Origin of the sequence: Pseudomonas sp. B21-021, assembly GCF_024749205.1 — a bacterium.
GTDB classification, from domain to species: Bacteria; Pseudomonadota; Gammaproteobacteria; order Pseudomonadales; family Pseudomonadaceae; genus Aquipseudomonas; species Aquipseudomonas paraglycinae.
In genome coordinates, this window is the sequence record NZ_CP087192.1 from 4685732 (window position 1) to 4710884 (window position 25153).

Here is a 25153-nt window from a genome sequence, read left to right on the forward strand (position 1 = left end):
ATCTTCAGACTAAGCCTAGACGCGAATAGACGATTGATCCGATTAAAGAAACAGACCACCCGGCAAAGGGAATGGTTTCACTCGCACAACCAGAGCGCGACACCCACCAAATCGCAGGCACAAAAAAGGGCGACCGAAGTCGCCCTTTTTAATGATCAGACAGAACTCAGTTCTGTTTGGCCATTGCTTGACGCAGCAGTGCCGCCATGGTGGTGTCGGCTGCTTCGCCTTCCGGAGCTGCTTTCAGGCTCTGGATGGCTTCTTTCTCTTCAGCATCGTCTTTCGATTTGATCGACAGCTGGATTACGCGGCTCTTACGATCAACGCTGATGATCTTGGCTTCTACTTGCTGGCCTTCTTTCAGAACGTTGCGCGCGTCTTCAACGCGGTCACGGCTGATTTCGGAGGCTTTCAGAGTCGCTTCGATGTCGTCGGCCAGAACGATGATGGCGCCTTTGGCGTCAACTTCTTTCACGGTGCCAGTAACGATTGCGCCTTTGTCGTTAACCGAGACGTACTCGGAGAACGGATCGCTTTCCAGTTGCTTGATACCCAGGGAGATACGCTCACGCTCCGGGTCAACCGACAGGATAACGGTGTCCAGCTCGTCGCCCTTCTTGAAACGACGCACGGCTTCTTCGCCCACTTCGTTCCAGGAGATGTCGGACAGGTGAACCAGACCGTCGATGCCGCCGTCCAGACCAATGAAGATACCGAAATCGGTGATCGACTTGATGGTGCCGGAGATCTTGTCGCCCTTGTTGAACTGGCCAGAGAAGTCTTCCCATGGGTTCGACTTGCACTGCTTGATGCCCAGGGAGATACGACGACGCTCTTCGTCGATGTCCAGAACCATGACTTCCACTTCGTCGCCGACTTGTACGACTTTCGAAGGGTGGATGTTCTTGTTGGTCCAGTCCATTTCCGAAACGTGTACCAGACCTTCAACGCCTTCTTCCAGCTCAGCGAAGCAGCCGTAGTCGGTCAGGTTGGTTACACGGGCGGTAACGCGAGTGCTTTCTGGGTAACGGGCTTTGATAGCAACCCATGGATCTTCACCCAGTTGCTTCAGGCCCAGGGAAACACGATTGCGCTCGCGATCGTATTTCAGAACCTTGACGTCGATCTCGTCGCCAACATTGACGATTTCGGAAGGGTGCTTGATACGCTTCCACGCCATGTCGGTGATGTGCAGCAGGCCGTCCACGCCACCCAGATCGACGAATGCGCCGTAATCGGTGAGGTTTTTGACGATACCTTTGACTTGCTGGCCTTCCTGCAGGGATTCCAGCAGAGCTTCACGCTCGGCGGAGTTCTCGGCTTCCAGGACGCTGCGACGGGAAACGACAACGTTGTTGCGCTTCTGGTCCAGCTTAATGACCTTGAATTCCAGCTCTTTGCCTTCCAGGTGCGTGGTGTCGCGCACTGGACGGACGTCAACCAGGGAACCTGGCAGGAACGCACGGATGCCGTTAACGTCGACAGTGAAGCCGCCTTTAACCTTACCGTTGATAACGCCCTTGACCACTTCCTCGGCTGCGAAGGCTGCTTCCAGAACGATCCAGCATTCAGCGCGCTTGGCTTTTTCACGGGACAGCTTGGTTTCACCGAAACCGTCTTCAACCGAGTCCAGAGCAACGTGAACTTCGTCACCGACGTTGATGTTCAGTTCGCCAGCGTCGTTGTAGAACTGCTCCAGAGGGATCAGTGCTTCGGACTTCAGGCCAGCGTGAACGGTTACCCAGCGAGCTTGGTAATCGATATCAACGATAACACCGGTGATGATGGAGCCTGCCTGAAGGTTCAGGGTCTTTAGGCTTTCTTCAAAGAGTTCCGCAAAGCTTTCGCTCATTTTAATTCCTGTTGATTAGGGCGAAAAATACGCCCGTCTCCACATCCCAGACGATGCGGGTCAGTTTCATTTAAAGGAAGCCACCGCAGGACTATGACTGGTCCCCTGCGGCCTTCCTGGTCACCCGGCGATATCGCGAATGGCGATCTCGCTCATGATGCGTTCCAGCACCTGATCGATGGACAACTCCGTGGAATCCAGCTGTATGGCGTCAGCCGCCGGCTTGAGCGGGGCCACCGCTCGCTGGGTATCACGCTCGTCGCGCGCACGGATCTCATCTAGCAGACTCGACAGACTAACACCCTCGACTTTGCCCTTCAACTGCAAATATCGACGGCGAGCCCGCTCCTCGGCACTGGCGGTGAGGAAAATCTTCAGGGGCGCATTCGGAAAAACCACCGTGCCCATGTCCCGACCATCGGCCACCAGGCCCGGGGTTTCCTGGAAAGCACGCTGGCGCTGCAGCAGCGCCTCGCGCACGGCCGGCAATGCAGCCACCTGAGAAGCGCCGGAACCGACGCTTTCAGTACGGATGACATCGCTGACTTCGTCACCTTCCAGAATGATGCGTTGCAGTTGACCGTCGGTCGCCGCGATGAACTGCACATCCAGATGAGCGGCCAGTTTCTTCAGCAGCTCTTCATTGGTCAGGTCGACACCATGGTTGTGCGCAGCAAACGCCAAAAGGCGATACAGCGCACCGGAATCCAGCAGGTTCCAGCCCAGACGCTTGGCCAGAATCCCGGCTACGGTGCCTTTGCCCGAGCCGCTTGGCCCATCGATGGTGATGACCGGTGCAATGTTGTTCACGACTGAGCCTCTTGCGCCACACGAATGCCGACCTGTGCGCACAGCGCCAGGAAGTTCGGGAACGATGTCGCGACGTTGGCGCAGTCATGGATGCGGATCGGTGCCGTGGCGCGCAGCGAGGCCACGCTGAAAGCCATCGCGATGCGGTGATCGCCATGACCATGCACTTCGCCGCCGCCGATCTGGCCGCCGTCGATGATGATGCCGTCCGGAGTCGGTTCGCACTTGACGCCCAGCGCCAGCAGACCGTCCGCCATGACCTGGATACGGTCCGACTCCTTGACCCGCAGCTCTTCGGCGCCGGTCAGCACGGTGCGCCCTTCGGCACAGGCCGCGGCCACGAACAGCACCGGGAATTCGTCGATCGCCAGTGGAACCAGCGCTTCCGGAATCTCGATACCCTTGAGTTTAGCCGCTCGCACACGCAGGTCGGCAACCGGCTCGCCGCCCACTTCACGCTGGTTTTCCAGAGTGATGTCGGCGCCCATCAGGCGCAGGATGTCGATCACGCCGGTACGGGTCGGGTTGATGCCGACGTGTTCGAGCACCAGCTCCGAACCTTCGGCGATCGACGCGGCCACCAGGAAGAATGCCGAAGACGAGATGTCGCCCGGCACTTCGATGTGGGTCGCGGTCAGCTTGCCGCCGGACTCAACCGATGCCGTGGCACCGTTGACGCTCACCGGGTAGCCGAAGCCGCGCAGCATGCGCTCAGTGTGATCGCGAGTCGGGGCTGGCTCGGTAACGGTGGTCTTGCCTTCGGCGTACAGACCCGCCAGCAGCAGGCAGGACTTAACCTGAGCACTGGCCATCGGCATCGTGTAGGTCAGGCCTTTGAGCTTGTGACCGCCACGAATGGTCATCGGTGGACGACCTTCGGCAGCGGTTTCGATCACGGCGCCCATTTCCCGCAGCGGGTTGGCGACGCGATTCATCGGGCGCTTGGACAGCGAAGCATCACCGGTCAGGGTGCTGTCGAAGTCCTGCGCGGCCAGCAGGCCGGACAGCAGGCGCATCGAAGTGCCGGAGTTGCCCAGATAGATCGGGCCCGGCGCAGGCTTCAGACCGTGCAGACCGACACCGTGGATGGTCACACGGCCGTGATGCGGGCCTTCGATGACCACGCCCATGTCGCGGAACGCCTGCAAGGTCGCCAGAGCATCTTCGCCCTCGAGGAAGCCTTCGACTTCGGTGACGCCTTCAGCCAGGGAACCGAGCATGATCGAACGGTGGGAAATCGATTTGTCACCCGGTACGCGAATCCGACCGGACAGGCGGCCACCAGGTTGAGCCAGGAAAATCAGATCGTTGGAATTCATAGCGTCCACATAGGCCCTGCGGGCCAGGATTTTACTGAAATGCTCGCGGGCAACCCGGGCGCGCGTGAAGACGCCCAACAATTGGTGCCCATCCCCTGCATCGACCGCGTCGCGCAAGGCGTCGAGGTCGCTGCGAAATGTATCGAGTGTGCGCAGGACAGCCTCGCGGTTGGCGAGAAAGATGTCATGCCACATGACCGGGTCGCTTCCGGCGATTCTTGTGAAATCACGGAAACCGCCCGCAGCGTAACGGAAGATCTCAAGGTTTTCATTGCGCTTGGCCAGCGAATCGACCAGACCGAAGGCCAGCAGGTGCGGCAGATGACTGGTCGCGGCCAGCACTTCATCGTGACGCTCGACCTGCATGTGCTCGACGTCGGCGCCCAGCTCGCGCCACAAGCGATCAACCACCGCCAGGGCAGCCGGATCGGTCTGCTCCAGCGGGGTCAGAATCACTTTATGACGGCGGAACAGTTCCGAGTTGGAGGCTTCCACCCCGCTCTGCTCGGAGCCGGCAATCGGATGGCCCGGCACGAAACGCGCCGGCATGCCGCCGAACGCTTCGGTCGCCGCGCGCACCACATTGCCCTTGGCGCTGCCGACATCCGTCAGGATCGCCTGCCCCAGATCCATACTGGCCAGACGGGCCAGCACTTTTTCCATGGCCAGGATCGGCACCGCCAACTGGATCACGTCCGCGCCCTGGCAAGCCGCCACCAGGTCGTCTTCGCAGCGATCCACCACGCCCAACTCGACCGCCAGCTTGCGCGATTGCGGGTCGAGATCGACCCCGACCACTTCGCGGCACACGCCGCTTTCACGCAAGCCTTTGGCAAACGAACCACCGATCAACCCCAGACCGACCACCACCAGGCGCCCGATCATAGGTGCAGCAGATTGCAGCGCAGTGACATCACCCACGAGCCAGAACCTTGCGCAGCGCTTCGAGGAAGCGGCTGTTTTCCGCCGGCAGACCGATGGTCACCCGCAGATGGTTCGGCATGCCGTAGTTGGCCACCGGACGCACGATCACGCCTTCGCGCAGCAGGCCCTGGAACACCGGAGCCGCCACCTGACCGAGATCGACACAGATAAAGTTGCCCTTGGACGGAATCCAGCTCAGGCCCAGCTCGCGGAAACCCGCTTCCAGCTGTTGCATGCCGGATTCATTGAGCTGACGGCTCTGCGCCAGATATTCCTCGTCCTTCAGCGCCGCACATGCCGCGGCCAAGGCCAGGCTGTTGACGTTGAACGGCTGGCGTACACGGTTCAGCACGTCCGCCACCACCGGGGTGGACAAGCCGTAACCAACGCGCAGCGCCGCCAGACCGTAGGCCTTGGAGAACGTGCGCGAGACCAGCAGGTTCGGATAAGCCGCGAGGAAATCCAGACCGTCCGGCAGATCGCTGCCTTCGGCGTATTCGATGTAAGCCTCGTCCAGAACAACCAGCACATGCTCCGGCACGTCCTGCAGGAACTCGTCCAGCGCTTCGGCGCCGAACCAGGTGCCGGTCGGGTTGTTCGGGTTGGCGATGAACACGACACGGGTGTTGGCGTCGATGGCCGCCAGCATCGCCGGCAGGTCATGACCCCAATCCTTGGCCGGAACGACCTTGGCCTGAGCGCCGACCGCCTGGGTCGCGATCGGGTAGACCGCGAACGCGTGCTCGCTGAACACGGCATTCAGGCCCGGCGCCAGATAGGCGCGCGCGACCAGTTCGAGAATATCGTTGGAGCCGTTGCCCAGGGTCACCTGGTTCGGCTCGACACGGCATTGCTCGGCCAGCAGGGATTTCAGGGCAAAACCGTTGCCGTCCGGATAACGGGTCAGCTCGTCCAGCGCTTCGCGGATCGCGGCCAGCGCTTTCGGGCTCGCGCCCAACGGGTTTTCGTTGCTCGCCAGCTTGACGATGCTTGCCGGATCCAGGTCCAGCTCGCGCGCCAGTTCGTCCACGGGCTTGCCCGGCACGTATGGCGAAAGTTGTTGCACGCCCGGCTGTGCCAGAGCGAGGAAGTTGCCACTCATTGCTACCACCCCTTAAAGAACTGCTTTCGGGTAGGAACCCAGCACCTTGAGTGCTACTGCTTCCTGACTGATCTTTTCCAATACACCTTTGATCAGCGGATCACGGTGATGACCGACGAAGTCGATGAAGAACACGTAGGTCCATTTGCCGCTGCGCGACGGACGGGTTTCGATCCGGGTCAGGTCGATCCCGTTGTCATGGAACGGCACCAGCAGCTCATGGAGCGCGCCGGGCTTGTTGCTCATGGATACGATGATCGAAGTCTTGTCGTCGCCGGTCGGCGGCACTTCCTGGTTACCGATCATCAGGAAGCGCGTGGAGTTGTCCGGACGATCTTCGATCTTCTCGGCAAGACGGGTCAGGCCATACAGCCCGGCTGCCATGTCACCGGCGATCGCTGCCGAGTTCCACTCACCCTTGACCCGCTTGGCCGCTTCGGCGTTGCTGGACACCGCCACACGCTCGACATTCGGGTAATGGGCGTCCAGCCACTTGCGGCACTGGGCCAGCGACTGGGCATGGGAATAGATGCGGCTGATGCTGTCGGTCTTGGTGTTTTCACCGACCAACAGATGATGGTGAATCCGCAGCTCGACTTCGCCACAAATCACCATGTCGTGCTCGAGGAAGCTGTCGAGGGTGTGGTTGACCGCACCTTCGGTGGAGTTCTCCACCGGCACCACGCCAAAGTTCACCGCACCGGCCGCCACTTCACGGAACACTTCGTCGATTGCCGCCATCGGCTTGCTGATCACTGCGTGACCGAAGTGCTTCATGGCCGCCGCTTGAGTGAAGGTACCTTCCGGACCGAGATAAGCCACTTTCAGCGGGTTCTCGAGGGCCAGGCACGAAGACATGATTTCGCGGAACAAGCGCGCCATCTCTTCGTTGCCCAGCGGCCCCTTGTTGCGCTCCATCACGCGCTTGAGGACCTGTGCCTCACGCTCAGGGCGATAGAACACCGGCTGCTCGCCTTCGGCCAGGCTGGCCATTTTGACCCGGGCAACTTCTTCGGCGCAGCGCGCGCGATCGCTGATCAGCTGGAGGATCTTCTCATCCAGGTTATCGATGCGAACGCGCAGCGCCTTGAGCTCCTGCTCGGACATCAGGAATGCTCCTTCTCGAATTCAGCCATGTAGCCAACCAGCGCTTCGACGGCGTCCAGACCCAGGGCGTTGTAGATCGAGGCACGCATGCCGCCCACCGAACGATGGCCCTTGAGGTTGAGCAGGCCACGGGCGTCGGCGCCGGCCAGGAACGCCTTGTCCAGACGCTCGTCAGCCAGACGGAACGGCACGTTCATCCACGACCGGGCGTTGACGCTGATCGGGTTTGTATAGAAGTCACTGTTGTCGATGAAGCCGTACAGGCGATCTTTCTTCGCCTTGTTGCGCTGCTCCATCGCGGCGACGCCACCCTGCTCCTTCAGCCACTCGAAAACCAGGCCCGAGAGGTACCAGGAATAGGTCGCCGGGGTGTTGTACATCGAGCCGTTATCGGCGGAGATCTTGTAGTCGAGCATGGTCGGGCACGAACTGCGGGCGCGACCCAGCAGGTCTTCACGGACGATCACCACGACCAGACCGCTCGGGCCGATGTTCTTCTGCGCGCCGGCGTAGATCAGGCCGTACTGCGACACATCGATCGGACGCGAGAGGATATCGGATGACATGTCGACCACCAGCGGAACGTCACCAGCCTCGGGAACCCAGTCGAACTGCAGGCCGCCGATGGTTTCGTTGGACGCATAGTGCAGATAGGCCGCACCCGGAGTCAGCTTCCACTCGTTCTGGCCAGGGATGGCCAGATAGTCATAAGGCTTGGCGCTGGCGGCAACATTGACGTTGCCGAAGCGACGCGCTTCCTCGATGGCTTTTTTTGACCAGATGCCGGTTTCGACATAGTCGGCAGTGCCGTTCTCAGGCAGCAGGTTCAGCGGAATTTCGGCGAACTGTTGGCTCGCACCGCCCTGCAGGAACAGCACTTTGTAATTGGAGGGGATGGACAGCAGGTCGCGCAGGTCTTGTTCGGCCTTCTCGGCGATGGCCACGTAGTCATCACTGCGATGGCTCATTTCCATGACCGACAGACCCTTGCCGTGCCAGTCGAGCATCTCGGACTGGGCACGCAACAGGACAGCTTCAGGCAGCGCAGCGGGACCTGCGCAGAAGTTATAGGCTCGTTTGCTCACATCCACTCTCGCTATGCAATCACGGTAGCGGACAGAGCAAACACTCTGCCCTGCTACGATTTGGTTAGTCTTGCGACTCTTCTTCGTCTGCGGCGTCCGCCTGCAGGTTGTCGACCGCATCGTCCGGTTCGGCGCCGATCACGCCTTCTTCCAGCTCGACACCTTCTTCACCTTCAAACTCTTCACCCTCGACTTCCGACGGCTCCTGGACCCGCTCCAGACCGACCAGGGTTTCATCCTTGGCAAGCTTGATCAGGGTCACGCCCTGGGTGTTACGACCCAGACTGGAAACTTCGTCGACACGGGTACGCACCAGCGTGCCCTGGTCGGAAATCAGCATGATCTCCTCGCCGTCGAGCACCTGAACCGCACCGACCAGACGGCCGTTACGCTCGTTGCTGACCATGGCGATCACGCCCTGGCCGCCACGTTTGTACTCAGGGAACTCGGTGATCGCGGTGCGCTTGCCGTAGCCACGCTCGGAAGCGGTGAGGATCTGGCTGCCTTCTTCCGGGATCAGCATCGAAATCAGCTTCTGCCCTTCCGGCAGACGCATGCCGCGCACACCACGGGCAGTACGGCCCATGGCACGAACGTCGGATTCCTTGAAGCGGGTGACCTTGCCACCGTCGGAGAACAGCATCACTTCACGCTCGCCATCGGTGATGGCCGCGGAGATCAGCACGTCGCCTTCGTCCAGTTCCAGCGCGATCAGACCGACGCTGCGCTGACGACTGAAGGATTCCAGCGGGGTCTTCTTCACGGTGCCGTTGGCGGTAGCCATGAAGATGTAGTGACCTTCGGTGTATTCCTCGACCGGCAGCATGGTGGTGATGTATTCACCGTCATCCAGCGGCAGCAGGTTGACCAGCGGACGACCACGGGCGGCACGGGACGCTTCCGGAATTTCGTAGGTCTTCAGCCAGTACACCTTGCCCTTGCTGGAGAACAGCAGCAGGGTGGTGTGGCTGTTGGCGACCAGCAGGTGAGCGATGTAGTCCTCATCCTTCACGCCGGTAGCCGATTTGCCTTTACCGCCACGACGCTGGGCCTGGTACGCAGCCAGCGGCTGGGTCTTGGCATAGCCACCGTGGGAGATGGTCACGACGCGCTCTTCTTCCGGGATCATGTCACCCAGGGTCAGGTCGAGACGGGCATCGAGGATTTCGGTGCGGCGCACGTCGCCGTATTCGGCGCGGATCACTTCCAGCTCTTCGCGGATCACTTCCATCAGGCGCACGGCGCTGTTGAGGATGCGGATCAGCTCGCCGATCTGGTTGAGGATCTCTTGATACTCGGCCAGCAGCTTTTCGTGTTCCAGACCGGTCAGACGATGCAGACGCAGCTCCAGAATGGCTTGCGCCTGTTCCGGCGACAGGAAGTACTTGCCGTCGCGCAGACCGTATTGCGGATCGAGGTTTTCCGGACGGCACGAATCGGCACCGGCACGTTCCACCATCGCCACCACAGCCGAGGATTCCCACGGCGTGCTGACCAGCGCTTCCTTGGCTTCCGACGGCGTCGGCGAAGCCTTGATCAGGGCGATCACCGGGTCGATGTTCGATAGGGCAACGGCCTGACCTTCGAGGATGTGACCACGCTCGCGCGCCTTGCGCAGTTCGAACACGGTACGGCGGGTAACCACTTCGCGACGGTGACGGACGAAGGCTTCCAGCAGGTCCTTGAGGTTCAGGATCCGCGGACGGCCGTCGATCAGCGCAACGATGTTGATGCCAAATACCGATTGCAGCTGGGTCTGGGCGTAGAGGTTGTTGAGGATCACCTCGGGCACTTCGCCGCGACGCAGCTCGATCACGACGCGCATACCGTCCTTGTCGGACTCGTCGCGCAGTTCGGTGATGCCTTCGAGTTTCTTCTCTTTTACCAGCTCGGCGATCTTCTCGATCAGACGCGCCTTGTTCAGCTGGTAAGGGAGTTCGGTGATAACGATCTGCTGACGACCACCGACCTTGTCGATGTCTTCGATGATCGAGCGGGCGCGCATGTAAATGCGGCCACGGCCGGTGCGGTAGGCTTCGATGATGCCGGCGCGACCGTTGATGATCGCGGCAGTCGGAAAGTCCGGACCGGGAATGTATTGCATCAGCTCATCGACGGTCAGCTCGGGGTTGTCGATGAGGGCCAGGCAACCGTCGATGACTTCACCGAGGTTGTGCGGCGGAATGTTGGTCGCCATGCCCACGGCGATACCGCTGGAACCGTTGACCAGCAGGTTCGGAACGCGGGTCGGCATGACTGCCGGGATCAGCTCGGTGCCGTCGTAGTTCGGCACCCAGTCCACGGTTTCCTTGTGCAGGTCGGCCAGCAGCTCGTGCGCCAGCTTGGTCATGCGCACTTCGGTGTATCGCATGGCCGCGGCGTTGTCGCCGTCCACCGAACCGAAGTTGCCCTGTCCGTCGACCAGCAGGTAACGCAGGGAGAAAGGCTGCGCCATGCGGACGATGGTGTCGTACACCGCGGTATCACCGTGCGGGTGATACTTACCGATCACGTCACCAACGACACGGGCAGATTTCTTGTACGGCTTGTTGAAGTCGTTGCCCAGCTCGCTCATCGCGAACAGCACGCGACGGTGCACGGGCTTCAAGCCATCGCGCGCATCCGGCAGTGCACGGCCGACGATCACGCTCATCGCGTAGTCGAGATAGGACTGTTTCAGCTCGTCTTCGATATTGACCGGGAGGATTTCTTTGGCCAGTTCGCCCATGAGAAGCCTGATTCCTTTTTCTGGTGAAACTTCGCCATATCCATAGGGGACGCACGAAGCTCGTCGATGCAGGCCGAGTGCCATGCGCCGACTTACGACAAATCGACAAGTTGACCCTGGATTTGCGCAGTGAAGACAACCCCGTGGGACTGCCTCGGAAAACGCCGGATGTTATCACAAGAGCCGCCACGCACCTATCCCCCAGATGCGCATGGAGCATAGTTAGATGACCGATGACAGGCTTAACGGGGACGAGAGAGGCTCAGAGCTTCCCTGAATGCAAATTTCGGGACGAAATTGCGGATGTTTATTGACTTTCAAGGCCCCATCGCGAGCAGGCTCGCTCCCACAAGGTTCTGTGGCGATCACAAAACCTGTGGGAGCGAGCCTGCTCGCGAAGAGGACAACGCGGACATCAAGCCAATCAATGCAAGCGCTTGCGGCACATCAACTGCGCCATCTTCGCGGTGTCCGGGCGCTCGACGATGCCTTTTTCGGTGACGATCGCATCGATCAGATCTGCCGGGGTTACGTCAAACACAGGGTTGAACGCTTCAACGTCAGCCCCGACGCGCTTGCCGCCAACCTCCAGCAACTCGGCGCCGTCGCGCTCTTCGATCGGAATGTCATCACCGCTGGCCAGATTCATGTCGATGGTCGAACTCGGTGCCACCACCATGAAACGCACGCCGTGGTGCATGGCGTTGACCGCCAGTTGATAGGTGCCGATCTTGTTCGCCACGTCGCCATTGGCGGTGATCCGGTCGGCGCCGACGATCACCCAGGTCACACCTTTGGTTTTCATGATGTGCGCAGCGGCGGAGTCAGCGTTCAGGGTCACCGGAATGCCTTCGTTGGCCAGTTCCCACGCGGTCAGGCGCGAGCCTTGCAGCCACGGCCGGGTCTCATCGGCGTAGACACGTTCGACCATGCCTTCGATGAACGCCGCGCGAATGACTCCGAGCGCCGTACCGAAACCGCCGGTGGCCAGGGCGCCGGTGTTGCAGTGAGTGAGAATCGCCTGGGCATTGCCCTGATGCTTGCGGATCAGGTCGACGCCGAGCTGGGCCATGGTCAGGTTGGCTTCGCGATCGCTTTCATGAATCGCGATGGCTTCAGCTTCCAGCGCCGCCAGCGGATCGGCGTTTTCCTTCAAACGGTCCAGCCGGTCGTGCATGCGGTTCAACGCCCAGAACAGGTTCACCGCGGTCGGCCGGGAATCGGCCAGCAACATGAAATCCTCTTCCAGCGCCGCATACCAGTCGCCACCTTCGGCAATCCGGGCACGGGCCGCCAGCACGATGCCGTAGGCCGCACTGATACCGATGGCCGGCGCACCGCGCACCACCATCGAACGAATTGCCTCGGCCACGCCGGCGGCGCTGGTGTAGGCGATCCAGTTTTCCTCGAACGGCAAAACGCGCTGATCCAGCAGGTGGAGCGCGCCATCACGCCAATCGATGGCCTTTACTTTCTCCGCAGCCAACAGTCGATCGCGCATCCCTCACCCCGCACTCATGAACAAAAGCCGCCGATTATAGCGATCCCCCCGCGAAGACGCTCGGGTATACTTCGCCATCCTTTACAAAAGCACTGGAACCGACCCTCGATGCCGAAACCTGCCATTGCGCTCGACTTATTATTGCTGCCGACCTGGCTGGTACCCGTCGAACCCGCAGGCGTTGTGCTCAAGGAGCATGGCCTGGGCATCCGCGACGGTCGCATCGTGTTTATCGGCCCGCGTGCCGAAGCGCTGAAGTGTAACGCCGCCGAAGTCCGCGAACTGCCGGACGTTCTGCTGAGCCCCGGCCTGATCAACGCCCACGGCCACGCCGCGATGACGCTGTTCCGTGGCCTGGCCGACGATCTGCCGCTGATGACCTGGCTGGAGAACCACATCTGGCCGGCCGAGGGCAAATGGGTCAATGAAGATTTTGTGCGTGACGGCACCGATCTGGCCATCGCCGAGCAGATAAAAGGTGGCATCACCTGTTTCTCGGACATGTACTTCTTCCCGAAGGTTGCCAGCGAGCGCGTGCACAACAGCGGAATCCGCGCGCAGATCGCGATTCCGATCCTCGACTTCCCGATTCCGGGTGCCGCCAGCGCCGATGAAGCCATTCGTCAGGGCGTCGAACTGTTCGGCGACCTGAAGCATCACGAGCGCATCAAGATCACTTTCGGCCCTCATGCACCCTACACCGTGGGCGACGAGAACCTGGAAAAAATCCGCGTGATCGCCGAAGAGCTGGATGCGTCGATCCACATGCACGTCCACGAAACCGCGTTCGAAGTGCAGCAAGCGGTCGAACAGCGCGGCGAACGCCCGCTGGCCCGCCTCGGTCGTCTCGGTCTGCTGGGCCCGCGCTTCCAGGCCGTGCACATGACCCAGATCAGCGATGACGACCTGGCGTTGCTGGTAGAAAGCAACACCAGTGTGATCCATTGCCCGGAGTCGAACCTGAAGCTGGCCAGCGGCTTCTGCCCGGTGGAGCGCCTGTGGCAGGCCGGGGTCAACGTCGCGGTCGGCACCGATGGCGCGGCGAGCAACAATGACCTGGACCTGCTGGGTGAAACCCGCACTGCCGCCCTGCTGGCCAAAGCCGTCGCCGGCTCGGCCACCGCGCTGGACGCCCACCGGGCGCTGCGCATGGCCACGCTGAACGGCGCGCGAGCCCTGGGGATCGAAGCCGAGACCGGCTCGCTGGAGCTCGGCAAGGCAGCCGACATCGTCGCCTTCGACCTGTCCGGTCTTGCGCAACAACCGGTCTATGACCCGGTTTCGCAGCTTATATACGCCACCGGTCGCGACTGCGTGAAACACCTGTGGGTCGCCGGCAAGCAGTTGCTCGACGACCGCCGCCTGACCCGACTGGACGAACAACAGCTCGGCGAAACCGCCCGGGCCTGGGGCCGACGCATCAGCGGCCACACCGAATCGTAAACACCCTGGGGCAAACTCCGGGGCTACAGCCTTTTTCAAGTTTTAGAGGATTGAATCATGAGCAACGTCGACCACGCCGAAATCGCCAAATTCGAAGCCCTGGCCCATCGCTGGTGGGACCGCGAAAGCGAGTTCAAACCGCTGCACGACATCAACCCGCTGCGGGTCAACTGGATTGACGAGCGCGTCAACCTGGCTGGCAAAAAGGTCCTCGACGTCGGTTGCGGCGGCGGCATTCTCAGCGAAGCCATGGCCCAGCGCGGCGCAACCGTGACCGGCATCGACATGGGCGAGGCGCCACTGGCGGTCGCGCAGCTGCATCAGCTGGAATCCGGCGTGAACGTCGAATACCGCCAGATCACCGCCGAAGCCCTGGCCGAAGAAATGCCCGAGCAGTTCGACGTCGTCACTTGCCTGGAAATGCTCGAACACGTACCGGACCCGTCCTCGGTGATCCGCGCCTGCTTCCGCATGGTCAAGCCCGGCGGCCAGGTATTCTTCTCCACCATCAACCGCAACCCGAAGGCGTACCTGTTCGCCATCGTCGGCGCCGAATACATCATGAAGCTGCTGCCGCGCGGCACCCACGACTTCAAGAAATTCATCCGCCCGTCCGAGCTGGGTGCCTGGAGCCGCATGGCCGGCCTGACCGTCAAGGACATCATCGGCCTGACCTACAACCCGCTGACCAAGCACTACAAACTGGCGGCGGACGTTGACGTCAACTACATGATCCAGACCCTGCGCGAGGAGTAAGCCGATGGCCATCAGAGCAGTCCTTTTCGACATGGACGGCACTCTGCTCGACACCGCGCCGGACTTCATCGCCATCTGCCAGGCGATGCGCGCGGATCGTGGCTTGCCGCCAATGAACGACAAACACATTCGCGATGAAATCTCCGGCGGCGCCAAGGCCATGGTCGCGGTGACGTTCTCGATGGATCCGGAGTCGCCGGGCTTCGAGGAATTGCGTCTGGAGTTCCTCGAGCGCTATCTCGTCGGTTGCGCCGTGCACAGCAAGCTGTTCGACGGCATGGGCGAATTGCTGGCCGACATCGAGAAAGCCCATCTGATCTGGGGCGTGGTCACCAACAAGCCGCTGCGCTTCGCCGAGCCGATCATGCAGCAACTGGGGCTGGCCGAGCGCTCGGCGCTGCTGATCTGCCCGGATCACGTGAAGAACAGCAAGCCGGATCCCGAGATGCTGACCCTTGCCTGCAAGATGCTTGATCTGGATCCGTCGACCGTTCTGTTTATTGGCGATGATCTGCGCGATATCGAATCCGGCCGTGACGCCGGCACCAAAACCGCTGCCGTGACCTATGGCTACATTCACCCCGACGACAACCCTCGGCACTGGGGCGCGGACGTGGTGGTGGATCATCCGCTGGAGTTGCGCAAGGTGCTCGACAACGCGCTGTGCAGTTGCTGAGTGGTGCTGCAAAGCGACCATCGCTGCATTCCCGGGCAAGACGCGGGAACGATCAGAAGTTAATGGATTAGAGGTTTCTTATGTTTGATTACTCCGCTCGCCCCGAATTGCTCAAGGATCGGGTCATTCTGGTCACCGGTGCCGGTCGCGGCATCGGCGCGGCTGCCGCCAAGACCTACGCCGCCCACGGCGCGACTGTGCTGCTGCTGGGCAAGACCGAAGCCAACCTGACCCAGATCTACGACGAGATCGAAGCGGCCGGGCATCCGCAGCCGGCCGTGATCCCGTTCAACCTCGAAACCGCCCTGCCCCATCAATACGATGAGCTGGCGGCGATGATCGAGACCGAGTTCGGCCACCTCGACGGCCTGCTGCACAACGCCTCGATCATCGGCCCGCGCACGCCGATCGAGCAGTTGTCCGGTGAAAACTTCATGCGCGTCATGCAGGTCAACGTCAACGCGATGTTCATGCTGACCAGCACCCTGCTGCCGCTGCTCAAACTGTCGCAGGATGCCTCGGTGGTGTTCACCTCCAGCAGCGTCGGGCGCAAGGGCCGTGCTTACTGGGGCGCCTATGGCGTGTCCAAGTTCGCCACCGAAGGCCTGATGCAAACCCTCGCCGACGAAGTCGAAAACGTCGCTTCGGTGCGCTCCAACAGCATCAACCCCGGCGCCACCCGCACCAGCATGCGCGCCCAGGCTTACCCGGGTGAAAACCCGCTGAACAACCCGACTCCGGAAGAAATCATGCCGGTCTATCTGTACCTGATGGGCCCGGACAGCACCGGTATCAATGGCCAGGCCTTCAACGCCCAGTAATGCCATACGTCGCATTTGTTGCCGTGGCGGAATACCGTCGCGGCATGCAATTGCCGCTTTGAGCGCGGCAAATTCAGTCAAATAACCACCGCACCTCCTTCCGCAAAAATTTCAAGCCATTGATTCAAAACGGTTTTAATAAAATATGAACCGTATGGCACGACTTTCGCTCTACATTTCCTCAAAGCACGCCGTGTGAAGGCAGTCGGGCAAGGCCTGATTCGATAGCTGACTAATCGTCATCGGGCAGACTAAACTTACGCCAAATGTCCTACGGGACTGATGGATCAGTATGACGCGCAGCCCATAGCCGCTCTCACCCAGCCTGTAAGACAGACTTACTGCTTAGGGGCTCACGCCATATGAAATCACCCTCCCAGACCACTGCAATTGACTTCGACAGTGCCAAATTGCAACGCCTGGGCTTTGGTCAGCAGCCACCTCTCCTGGCGCGACCTGTCAGCCTGGCGCAATTGCGCCAGCAAATGAGCCTGCAACTGCAAACCAGCCTTGAGCCTCAACGCATCCTCGGTCTGTTTTTCCGCGAAGTTCAGCGCCTGGTGCCGCTGGACGCCTTGACCTACGTGCACAACGGCAGCGACCTGCGCCTGGAATTCGGCGCCCGCGGCCATCACTCGGCCAGCTATAGCCTGAGCCACGAAGGCGAGCACATGGGTGAACTGGTGTTCCGCCGTAACCAGCGCTTCAGCGAACAGGAACTGGGCAATCTCGAATCACTGTTGTCGGCCCTGCTTTATCCGATGCGCAATGCGCTGCTGTACCGCGCCGCCACACAAAGCGCGTTGCGGGATCCGTTGACCGGAGCCGGTAACCGCATTGCGATGGAGCAGACGTTGCTGCGAGAAATCGAAATGTCGCGCCGGCACCTGCAGCCACTGTCGGTGCTGATGCTGGATATCGACCACTTCAAACAGGTCAACGACCTTCATGGTCACAGCGCCGGCGATGACGTCCTCAAAGCCGTGGCCGCGTCGATCAAGGGCCAGTTGCGCAATGTCGACATGGTGTTCCGTTATGGCGGGGAAGAGTTTCTGATCCTGCTGTCCAACACCGGCCGCGATGCGGCCGCCATGGTCGGCGAGCGCCTGCGTCAGGCAGCACAGGCCCAGGATTACTACGCCAATAATCAGTTGATCGAACTGACCGTGAGCCTCGGCTGCTCGACCCTGCTGCCGGGCGAATCCGCCGACAGCCTGTTGCGCCGCGCCGACAGCGCGCTGTATGTCGCCAAGCGCGAGGGCCGCAATCGCCTGACCATGGCGGGCTGACTATTCGCCGCCAACAAAAAACGGGAGCCAAGGCTCCCGTTTTTTTTATGGATGTCGCCGAAATCAGCTTTCGACCAGCGCCCGACGTTCACGCCCGACTAACACCCGCTCCGACAGTTCGAGCTGCATGCAGCGTTCGAGGAACAGGTACATGTAGTCGTAGCTCTTGCAGATGGCCTGTCGCAGCTCCGCCTGCAAGGCTTTGCTCGGGTTCAACCCGGCCAGGGTGCAGATGATCTCCAGCGCCTCCCACGGATGGGCATCATCGTACTGGGCGTGCATCTTCAGCCACTTCATGGCCCGCTTTCGATCTTCCTCAGGGAAGGCCGCGGCGTAGACACCCGTCGAACACACCAGCGCCGACCACTCCCCGGTCGCGCCTTCAATGGCGTAGTTGGTGGCCGCGATGGCCACGATCAGTGAATCCGCCGAACTGGTGTGCCAGCACCAGTGGCTCAGGGCGTGCAACTCCGGTGGCACTTGCTGCGCTTGCAGGTCTTCCAGGCTCACCCCATGGGCCCGGCTCCAGTGCAGCCAGTAATCGGCGTGGTTGAGTTCGACGCGAATGTTGCGCATCAACCAGCGCCGCGCCATGTCTTCACCCGGATGACGGGCGAATTTGGTCTTGGTGAGATTCTGCGCCATGTACAACGCGAATTGCTCAACGACGGGCCAGCCCCCGATCAGGTACTGGCGCATGGTTTTGGCGCTGAGCTTGTTATCACGCATGCGCAGATAAAGTTCATGTTCGACAACCCGGCGTTTGCTCTCGCTGCAATCCTGGATCAACTGTTGCGCCCAGGCGGGATAACTTGCAGCTTCCATGAGTGGTCCGGTTCGGTTGAATGTGTCGATCACTGTTCGGCTCCTTTTGATTTGTGATTGTACGGATCGGCAAGAGACTTCAACGGAACGTGCCAGGCGCCTTGAATAACAACGGCTGCGGTCTGGCGGGCCGACTTTGCAAACTGTCACAGGTAAACAACTGCGGACGCTCCACAACATAACCCTGAGCGTAATCCACGCCGATTTCAAGCAATGCCTGCTCGATCTGCGCTGTTTCGACAAACTCGGCAATTGTCTGCTTACCCATGACATGCCCGATGTGATTGATCACTTCGACCATTGCACGGTTAATCGGGTCGTCCAGCATATCCTTTACGAAACTCCCGTCGATCTTCAGGAAGTCTACAGGCAAATGTTTCAGATAAGCGAATGAAGACATTCCGGCACAAAAGTCATCGAGTGAGAAATAACAACCCAAGCCTTTGAGTTCATTAATAAATCTGATTGCACTCCCGAGATTTGCAATGGCACTGGTTTCTGTAATTTCAAAACAAATCATTTCAGGCGGTACGCCGTAGTTATCAAACTGCTCGCGTAGAAAGTGCAAAAACGCGTCATCTCCGATAGTAATGCCTGAAAGATTAATCGCACACATTGCCAGAGGGCCTTCGCACTCTTCGTTAATACATTGGGCAATTACCTTAAATACATTCTGCACAACCCAGCGATCCAGCGACGTCATCAAACCGTAACGTTCTGCCGCCGGTATGAAACTGTCCGGCAGAATCATCCGGCCCGCTTCGTCATGCAGGCGCAGCAGAATTTCGATGTGCCCGCGAGTGCCACCGGCAACCGAACCCAGTGGGGCGATTTCCTGGGCGTAGAGACAGAAGCGGTTTTCCTCCAGGGCCATGTGCAGGCGCTGCACCCAGGCCATCTCGCCGAAACGCAGGGACAGTTCCGAGTCGTCGGCATGGTAGACCTGCACCCGGTTGCGGCCCTTTTCCTTGGCCATGTAGCAGGCCATGTCGGCGGCCCGCAGTGAGGCCTCGAGGGTGGTCGGGTTCTGTGCGACGTGCACCAGACCAATGCTGACGGTGGTCAGGAACGGCCGTCCCTTCCAGACGAAATGCAGGTTCTGTACGGTCTGACGCAAGCTCTCGGCGATCTTCTCGGCCGCCTCCGGTGCGCAGTTCTCCAGCAGGATCCCGAATTCATCGCCGCCCAGCCGCGCCAGGGTGTCGCCCTCACGCAAGCCCGATTGCAGCAACGCGCAGATATGCCGCAGCAACTCATCGCCTGCCGCGTGCCCGCAGGTGTCGTTGACCAGCTTGAACTGATCGAGATCGAGGAACATCAGCGCATGTCGCCCGGCCTGCCGCGTCAGGTTGTGCAGGGCCTGTTCGAGGCGGTATTCGAATTCGCGACGGTTGGCCAGGCCGGTCAGCGCATCGTGGGTGGCCTGCCACGACAGATTGGCGATGTATTGCCGCTCCTGGGTCATGTCGTGCAGCACCAGCACCGTTCCGCTGACCTTGCCGGCATTGCGGATCGGCGCGCCGACCAGAGTCACCGACACGGTGCTGCCGTCCAGCCGCTGAATCAGCTTCGAGTGTTCGCTGCCGCCGGTGAGCTGGCCGCTGAGAATGTGTTCGATCAGGGTCAGCCCTTCGGTCTGGGCGTTGTCATCCAGCAAGTTGAACAACGCCGCCAGTGGCAGACCGGCAGCCTGCTCGGCCTTCCAGTGAGTCAACGCCTCGGCCGCCGGGTTCATGTAGTCGATCGCCCCGCTCACATCGGTGGTGATCACCCCGTCGCCAATCGAATGTAGGGTGACGTGGGCCCGATCCTTTTCCAGTTGCAGCGCTTCGGCGAAGGCATGCCGTTGCTTGAGCAACTTGCGGGTACGCAGCAGCGCCAGCACGATCAGGCCCAGCGCGGTGGCAAGGTTGGTGAACAGCAGCAGTCGCAGAATCATCCGCGAGCCCTCACCCAAGGCATCGCTGAACGCCTTGGCGGCCGGGGTCACGCCGTCATTGATTGCAAAGATCCGGTCTTTCCAGCGGTGGATATCAGCCTCGGTGGCGGCATTGGCAGTGATACGTTGATGCATCTCCTGCGCCACGCCGTCGAGTTCCACCAGATAGGCGTCGCCCAGCGTCCAGCGGTCGATGGCGGTTTCCAGATAACTGAAGTGACGAAAGTTCAGATACAGCCAGATCAGACTGGAAACATCATCCGGGTGGTTGCCGCCCTTGAGAATGCCCTCACGCGCCGCCTGCAGGTCGGGCGGTTGCTTGTCCAGCGCCAAGCGCAATTGATGGCCGCCCTGAGGCACGGCAATGGCGTTCTGGTATTTAAGGTAAATCGCCTCGTCGCGACTGTCCGCGTAGAGATTGAGGTAATAGATCGCGTCTTTCTGGCCCTTGGACCAAAGGCTTTCACCAGCGACATAGCCGCGAACGGCCGACAGGACGTAAAGACTCACGCCCCCCAACAAGGCTTGAAACAACACGACGGCGATAAATGGCCAGACGATGCCCAGCAACCGAGGCGTTCCGAGAGTCCGCTTTTGCTTCATGGAGTTCCTTGCGTGGTCACTGCCTGATTGTCCGTCTCTATCAGACCAACCCCCAAAGACTAGGAGGCGTTCGGGTTTCCGGCAAGCGGCGGATCCGCCTCAGTTCAGGACAAACGCCGGATAGACATATGTACAGCCACGGTCGCTGGCGGCATCGATTTACTGGGCACTTCAGGTCTCCCCCCTCTGTAACGGGAATGCCTTCACAAGGAGTGTGACATGCCCTCGACGTCTTCGGCTTCAACCGATCTATCGACAACCGCAGAAACCAGCGCCATCGAGGCGCTTGGACTGGATACCGGCCCGGATATCGAATCCCTGATTCCCCAACCGACCGGCCGGGACCGCAAAAGGTTCAAGGCAGCCCGAGTCGCAACACCGGCTATTACACCCGCCATGAGCCTCGAACAGTACCTGGCACAACGCATCAATGAACGAATGCTCGACACGGTCAAAACCTTTTTGATCGGCAAACCTTCGCTGATCCGTCATTTGAGTGGCGATATCCTGCGGCTCGCCGACACGGATGAACTGCGCGCGACCCCTTCGGTTTTCCTCCAGCGAGTACTGAATTCCCCCGAATCACTGGACCTGACAGAACGGCTGCTGAAAAGGCTCAAATGGTTCGGTGCATCCCCCGGCGAACAGACGCCGTCGTCCGTGCGCTATCAGTTGTCATGCAAAGCCATCTGCCTGCATTTGCATGCGCCGTCTCCCGACGAGTCGCAGGAGCTCGCCGGATTCCACTGGCAAGACCCTGCTCACTGGGGCAAAAGCTACCAGACCCTGCGCCGCGATTTCGAACAGCATTTGCTGCGTACCCGACGGGTTGCCACTACCAAAGAGGCGATCCTGCTGGCCCAGGTGTTTCAACATCGCCTGTCGAAAGACTTTGCCGTGCGCGATATCCCGCCCGAGCTTCGTTACAAGACGTCGATCGTGTGGGTGAACTTCATGCACGGCGTGCTGCTGGCCGAGGTGCTTGGCCTGGATCAGTCTCAACCCTTGTCTTTCCAGCAACTGGTCAGTCTGGCTCTGGAACGCAGTGCTGGCGCCTCCCCCGCAGAGCTGGAAACAATTGCACGACTGCGAATAGGCCCCGCCCTTGAATGGGCGGTGTGCACTGGCGTCATCCCGGCGCGAGCGGCATCCGGTCACGATCAGGAAGACATCAAGCGAGCGCTGACTGCGCTGGAAGAACAAAGCGAAAACCTGAACAAGGCCGTGATGACGCTGGATTCAACCCCGCCTGACCGGATACAGATGGCCAGGGACGTGCTGGCTGACCGGTTCAGTGGTTTTACATTCAACAAGGACGGACGCAAGTTGATGTCTGCCGATCCGAGCCATAGTCATTCAAGAGCACCACTGGACCAGAAGAATCAGCAGGGCCACGACTTTCTGGATGTCTATGCAGACGGCCAGCTCGATGGCGAAAAGCGATGGATTGTCTCCATGCCCGACGGCACAACGCGATCCACCACAGCACTCCGGCTGGATGAGCAGCGCGTCCTCTACGCCGAGCGTGAAAACTCGCGGGGTGGTTATGAACGGGTAAATGCAGATGACTACAGTTGGGCCGGCAAGTCCTTGCCGGATATCAATGCGCAGTTTGAAAGCGCCTTCAACCAATATCTGGCGACGATCAGGCCGCCCTATCAGACCTTGATCGCCAGCTTGCTGACTTCACTGCCAGCGAGCGAACGCCAGGCATTGGCAATGGGTGAAATCGAGTTGTTGGGGATGCGTCGAAAATCAGTACCCAACGAACCGCCGGATCTGACCCGGGCCAGGAAGGGCTTCGTTATAAAAGTGACCCACCAGGGAAATATTGCCTACTACGAGCTGATCCCGAGTGCCGGTGTCATTCGCCTTCGACCCACCTTGAGGTTTTCAACCGTCAATGGCGTTCGGACCGAGTTTGCCTTGCACGCCACCATCCCCGGGCAAACCTATTCACCCGAGCGTGACATCAGTACTTCGTTGCTGCTCGACTGGTCGGCCCATCTCCACGGCAGGACACCTGCCGCCCGGGGGCCTACATCGGCTACCTCGACACCGTGGGCACTATAGCCGCAGCCTCCGTGGATACCGGGACCGATGCTGCGACGCTGACATCACGACTGGACGCACTGGCCAACTACATCGCGACAAACTACCTCTACGTCGATGAAGAACACCTGCGCCAGCAAGCCCGAGGCATGACAATCTTCGACAGCCACAGGGCGAAGATCGAGAAACGGCTGGAAGTATTCGTGACGATCGTCAAAGGGTTCGTTCCTTTCTGGGGCAGCATCGAGGACCTGCTCTCCGACGATGTCAAAAGCAAAGCCCTGGGCGGGATCGGACTGCTGTTCGACCTGGCTTCGTTCCTGTGCCCGATCGGCAAATTCATCTCGGGTTCGGTGCGCCTGCTCCGCGCCGCTGCCGGCACCACTCGCATGGTCGTCAATGCAACGCTGCCGCCGTTTTCGACATTGGCCCGCCATCTCCTCACCCGCTCACTGGCGAACCTCAACCCACTGGACGGTATTCCCTCGCTGCTCAAGGGACTGGGAAGCGGTGCCGGAAAAGGGCTGCTCTTCATCGGCGGAATGAGCGTAGTCGGCATCAGAAAACTGACGGGAAAGGCCGATGGCTTCCGCCTGGTCCAGAATCTGCCACAAGCCATCGATCCCGGGGACTGGAAGCCGCTGACGAACGGTGATCAGCTCGCGACGGTCAACGGTATTGATGATGTACTCCTGCGCCATACAGACTCTTCGGGACTGGAACGCTTTCATCTGGTCGACCCGATGACCTCCCTGCCCTACGGCCCGCGCCTGCGCAACAACGGCAAAAATCTCGCGCAAGGTCGATCCGGCTTCAAGACATTGCCCCCGAGCGAAACCCACGTCGTTGCGCAAGTTCCGGAACACGCCCACGTTCGTGAAGTGCTTGAGGTCGATGGTCGAACCACCCTGCTGATTGATGACATCCCTTATCGACCGGACGGCAACCAACTGCGCCGCGCCGACCTGATCGATGATCAGTCGCTACTCAAAGCCCTGCCCTGCAGAGTGCGGCGCATGCCGGGGTCGGACGCCTGTAAAACGAGCTATGTCACCCGCAATCCGGCCCCCACGCCAGCCAACGGCACTTACGACACGGATAAAGGCTGGGCACCCTGGTTCGGGGACAGCATTTACACCCCGGCCACAGCGGGTCGAGCGATGCTGCTCAAGTCCCTGAAAAAGAAAAGCAGACACTTGGCGGCAATAGCGTTTCAAAAAGGGATTTACGGGAGGATCAAAGTGGATATCCCCTTCGGCACCCGGAATCAGTTCGACACCTTCGAGGCCGGCGCCATCATCGTCCCCGCTATCGACGACTCAAGGCACTATGTGTTCACCCGACTGGACGCCGGATCCTTCTACGTCGCCGAACTGCCCAAAGGTCAGAGCCTCACCACTCCGTTGACGCTGCGCAAGGCCAATACCCTGCCTGCCAATCTGAAGGGTGAGCTGATGACGGTGTACACCGGGTCTCTCAACGCCAACAACATGGCGAGAATCTACGGTATTCCAGCCGTAGAACGCGCCCTCGAAACCATGGAGAAAATTGCTATTCGCATTGGTGGCCATGCGAACCCGCCCGACACGCTCAAACTGCTTAAAGTCGATACCAGCCCCGGTGAAGCGGTGTTGTTCGATCATTCCACACGCATGATCGTCAGCCGGCTGCCGGACGGTGCAGCATCCTGGTCACGTAGCAGGGATGCTTCAGACAGCTTTCGCCAACGAACCGCCGATATCTTCGATACGCTGTTTTGCGAGAAAACCATCAATATCCAACAAAGCGCCGACCTGAAAATCAATCGGACAATGGACAAGTTGCAGGCGCTGCTCCCGTCTCGTTTACAGGGACAGAATCCGAGAAACATCGCCTACGCCGACATCGTGACTTCGACCGGCAAGCGCGAGGTTTACGTCAGCGTTTCCGGAGCGCAAGGACTGACCGGGGAACTGCCTTTGTTCAAGCCTCCATTCGCGCCGGACAAAGTGATTATCGGCGACACCACCTACTTCAACATCGACTTCGACAAGCCCTTCAACAGAACCTCACTGGAAGTCTCGAGCAAAGGGCAATTGGTGGCGATTCCCCATACGATAAAGGACATCGACACCTACACGCCTGCGCTGACCCGTCGGCCGACCTCTCTGGACAGCGAGGCCAAACTGATCAGTGTGCTTCGCAAGAAATACCCCGAAAACCACATGATCGCTTCGGTCGACGTGGCTACAACCATGCCTCCATGCACCAGTTGTTCAGTGATCGTCAAAGAGTTTGGCTACGACGGCACGGCCAACGCACTGGAGGTGCTATGGAAATGA

General features: G+C 60.1%; 17 protein-coding genes. 7 read left to right on the forward strand and 10 right to left on the reverse strand.

What is annotated here, in order from left to right:
- Positions 1–166: 166 nt before the first annotated feature.
- The 8 genes from rpsA to mtnA all read right to left on the reverse strand — a co-directional run bounded on the left by rpsA (position 167) and on the right by mtnA (position 12428).
- Positions 167–1852, reverse strand: a complete 1686-nt coding sequence (rpsA, locus tag LOY31_RS20950) for a 30S ribosomal protein S1 (protein WP_007950918.1) — start codon at positions 1850–1852, stop codon at positions 167–169.
- A 120-nt stretch (positions 1853–1972) separates the two neighbouring features.
- On the reverse strand, positions 1973–2662 hold the full coding sequence (gene cmk / locus LOY31_RS20955) for a (d)CMP kinase (protein WP_007950916.1): 690 nt from the start codon (positions 2660–2662) through the stop codon (positions 1973–1975).
- A complete protein-coding gene (locus LOY31_RS20960; protein ID WP_258713625.1) occupies positions 2659–4866 on the reverse strand; it encodes a bifunctional prephenate dehydrogenase/3-phosphoshikimate 1-carboxyvinyltransferase in 2208 nt (735 codons plus the stop codon). Before LOY31_RS20960 ends, cmk begins: the two co-directional genes overlap by 4 nt.
- A gap of 28 nt (positions 4867–4894) precedes the next feature.
- Complete coding sequence (gene hisC, locus LOY31_RS20965) at positions 4895–6007, reverse strand: histidinol-phosphate transaminase (protein ID WP_221533138.1); 1113 nt, start codon at positions 6005–6007, stop codon at positions 4895–4897.
- Positions 6008–6019: 12 nt separating this feature from the next.
- Positions 6020–7114 carry a prephenate dehydratase gene (gene pheA / locus LOY31_RS20970; RefSeq protein WP_007950913.1) on the reverse strand — a complete coding sequence of 365 codons (1095 nt, stop codon included), beginning with the start codon at positions 7112–7114 and terminating at the stop codon, positions 6020–6022.
- On the reverse strand, positions 7114–8199 hold the full coding sequence (gene serC, locus LOY31_RS20975) for a 3-phosphoserine/phosphohydroxythreonine transaminase (RefSeq protein ID WP_221533139.1): 1086 nt from the start codon (positions 8197–8199) through the stop codon (positions 7114–7116). Before serC ends, pheA begins: the two co-directional genes overlap by 1 nt.
- Before the next feature lie 64 nt (positions 8200–8263).
- On the reverse strand, positions 8264–10927 hold the full coding sequence (gyrA, locus tag LOY31_RS20980) for a DNA gyrase subunit A (RefSeq protein WP_127799246.1): 2664 nt from the start codon (positions 10925–10927) through the stop codon (positions 8264–8266).
- A gap of 424 nt (positions 10928–11351) precedes the next feature.
- Positions 11352–12428, reverse strand: coding sequence for an S-methyl-5-thioribose-1-phosphate isomerase (gene mtnA, locus LOY31_RS20985; protein WP_011335374.1), 1077 nt, complete (start codon positions 12426–12428; stop codon positions 11352–11354).
- Between the two features lie 108 nt (positions 12429–12536).
- Between mtnA and LOY31_RS20990 the strand changes: the two genes are divergently transcribed.
- From LOY31_RS20990 to LOY31_RS21010, 5 genes are all read left to right on the forward strand, one after another.
- Entirely contained in the window at positions 12537–13871 is a 1335-nt protein-coding gene (locus LOY31_RS20990) for a TRZ/ATZ family hydrolase (protein WP_085607241.1), read from the forward strand.
- Between the two features lie 57 nt (positions 13872–13928).
- Positions 13929–14627 carry a bifunctional 2-polyprenyl-6-hydroxyphenol methylase/3-demethylubiquinol 3-O-methyltransferase UbiG gene (gene ubiG, locus LOY31_RS20995; protein WP_007950906.1) on the forward strand — a complete coding sequence of 233 codons (699 nt, stop codon included), beginning with the start codon at positions 13929–13931 and terminating at the stop codon, positions 14625–14627.
- A gap of 4 nt (positions 14628–14631) precedes the next feature.
- A complete protein-coding gene (mupP, locus tag LOY31_RS21000) occupies positions 14632–15303 on the forward strand; it encodes an N-acetylmuramic acid 6-phosphate phosphatase MupP (protein ID WP_007950905.1) in 672 nt (223 codons plus the stop codon).
- A gap of 80 nt (positions 15304–15383) precedes the next feature.
- Positions 15384–16124 (forward strand): YciK family oxidoreductase, encoded by a 741-nt coding sequence (locus tag LOY31_RS21005; RefSeq protein WP_258712163.1) that lies wholly within the window; start codon positions 15384–15386, stop codon positions 16122–16124.
- A 362-nt stretch (positions 16125–16486) separates the two neighbouring features.
- Positions 16487–17413: a GGDEF domain-containing protein gene (locus tag LOY31_RS21010; RefSeq protein WP_258712164.1), complete on the forward strand. Its 927-nt coding sequence runs from the start codon at positions 16487–16489 to the stop codon at positions 17411–17413.
- Positions 17414–17476: 63 nt separating this feature from the next.
- On the opposite strand, the gene LOY31_RS21015 is transcribed toward LOY31_RS21010, so the two are convergent.
- Positions 17477–18271: a TenA family transcriptional regulator gene (locus LOY31_RS21015; RefSeq protein WP_007950902.1), complete on the reverse strand. Its 795-nt coding sequence runs from the start codon at positions 18269–18271 to the stop codon at positions 17477–17479.
- A gap of 46 nt (positions 18272–18317) precedes the next feature.
- Positions 18318–20780 carry an EAL domain-containing protein gene (locus LOY31_RS21020; RefSeq protein ID WP_007950901.1) on the reverse strand — a complete coding sequence of 821 codons (2463 nt, stop codon included), beginning with the start codon at positions 20778–20780 and terminating at the stop codon, positions 18318–18320.
- Between the two features lie 219 nt (positions 20781–20999).
- Between LOY31_RS21020 and LOY31_RS21025 the strand changes: the two genes are divergently transcribed.
- Entirely contained in the window at positions 21000–22853 is a 1854-nt protein-coding gene (locus tag LOY31_RS21025) for a hypothetical protein (protein WP_258712165.1), read from the forward strand.
- 11 nt (positions 22854–22864) lie between these two features.
- The gene (locus tag LOY31_RS21030; protein WP_258712166.1) at positions 22865–25153 is read left to right on the forward strand and encodes a hypothetical protein; all 2289 of its coding nucleotides are present in this window, start codon (positions 22865–22867) and stop codon (positions 25151–25153) included.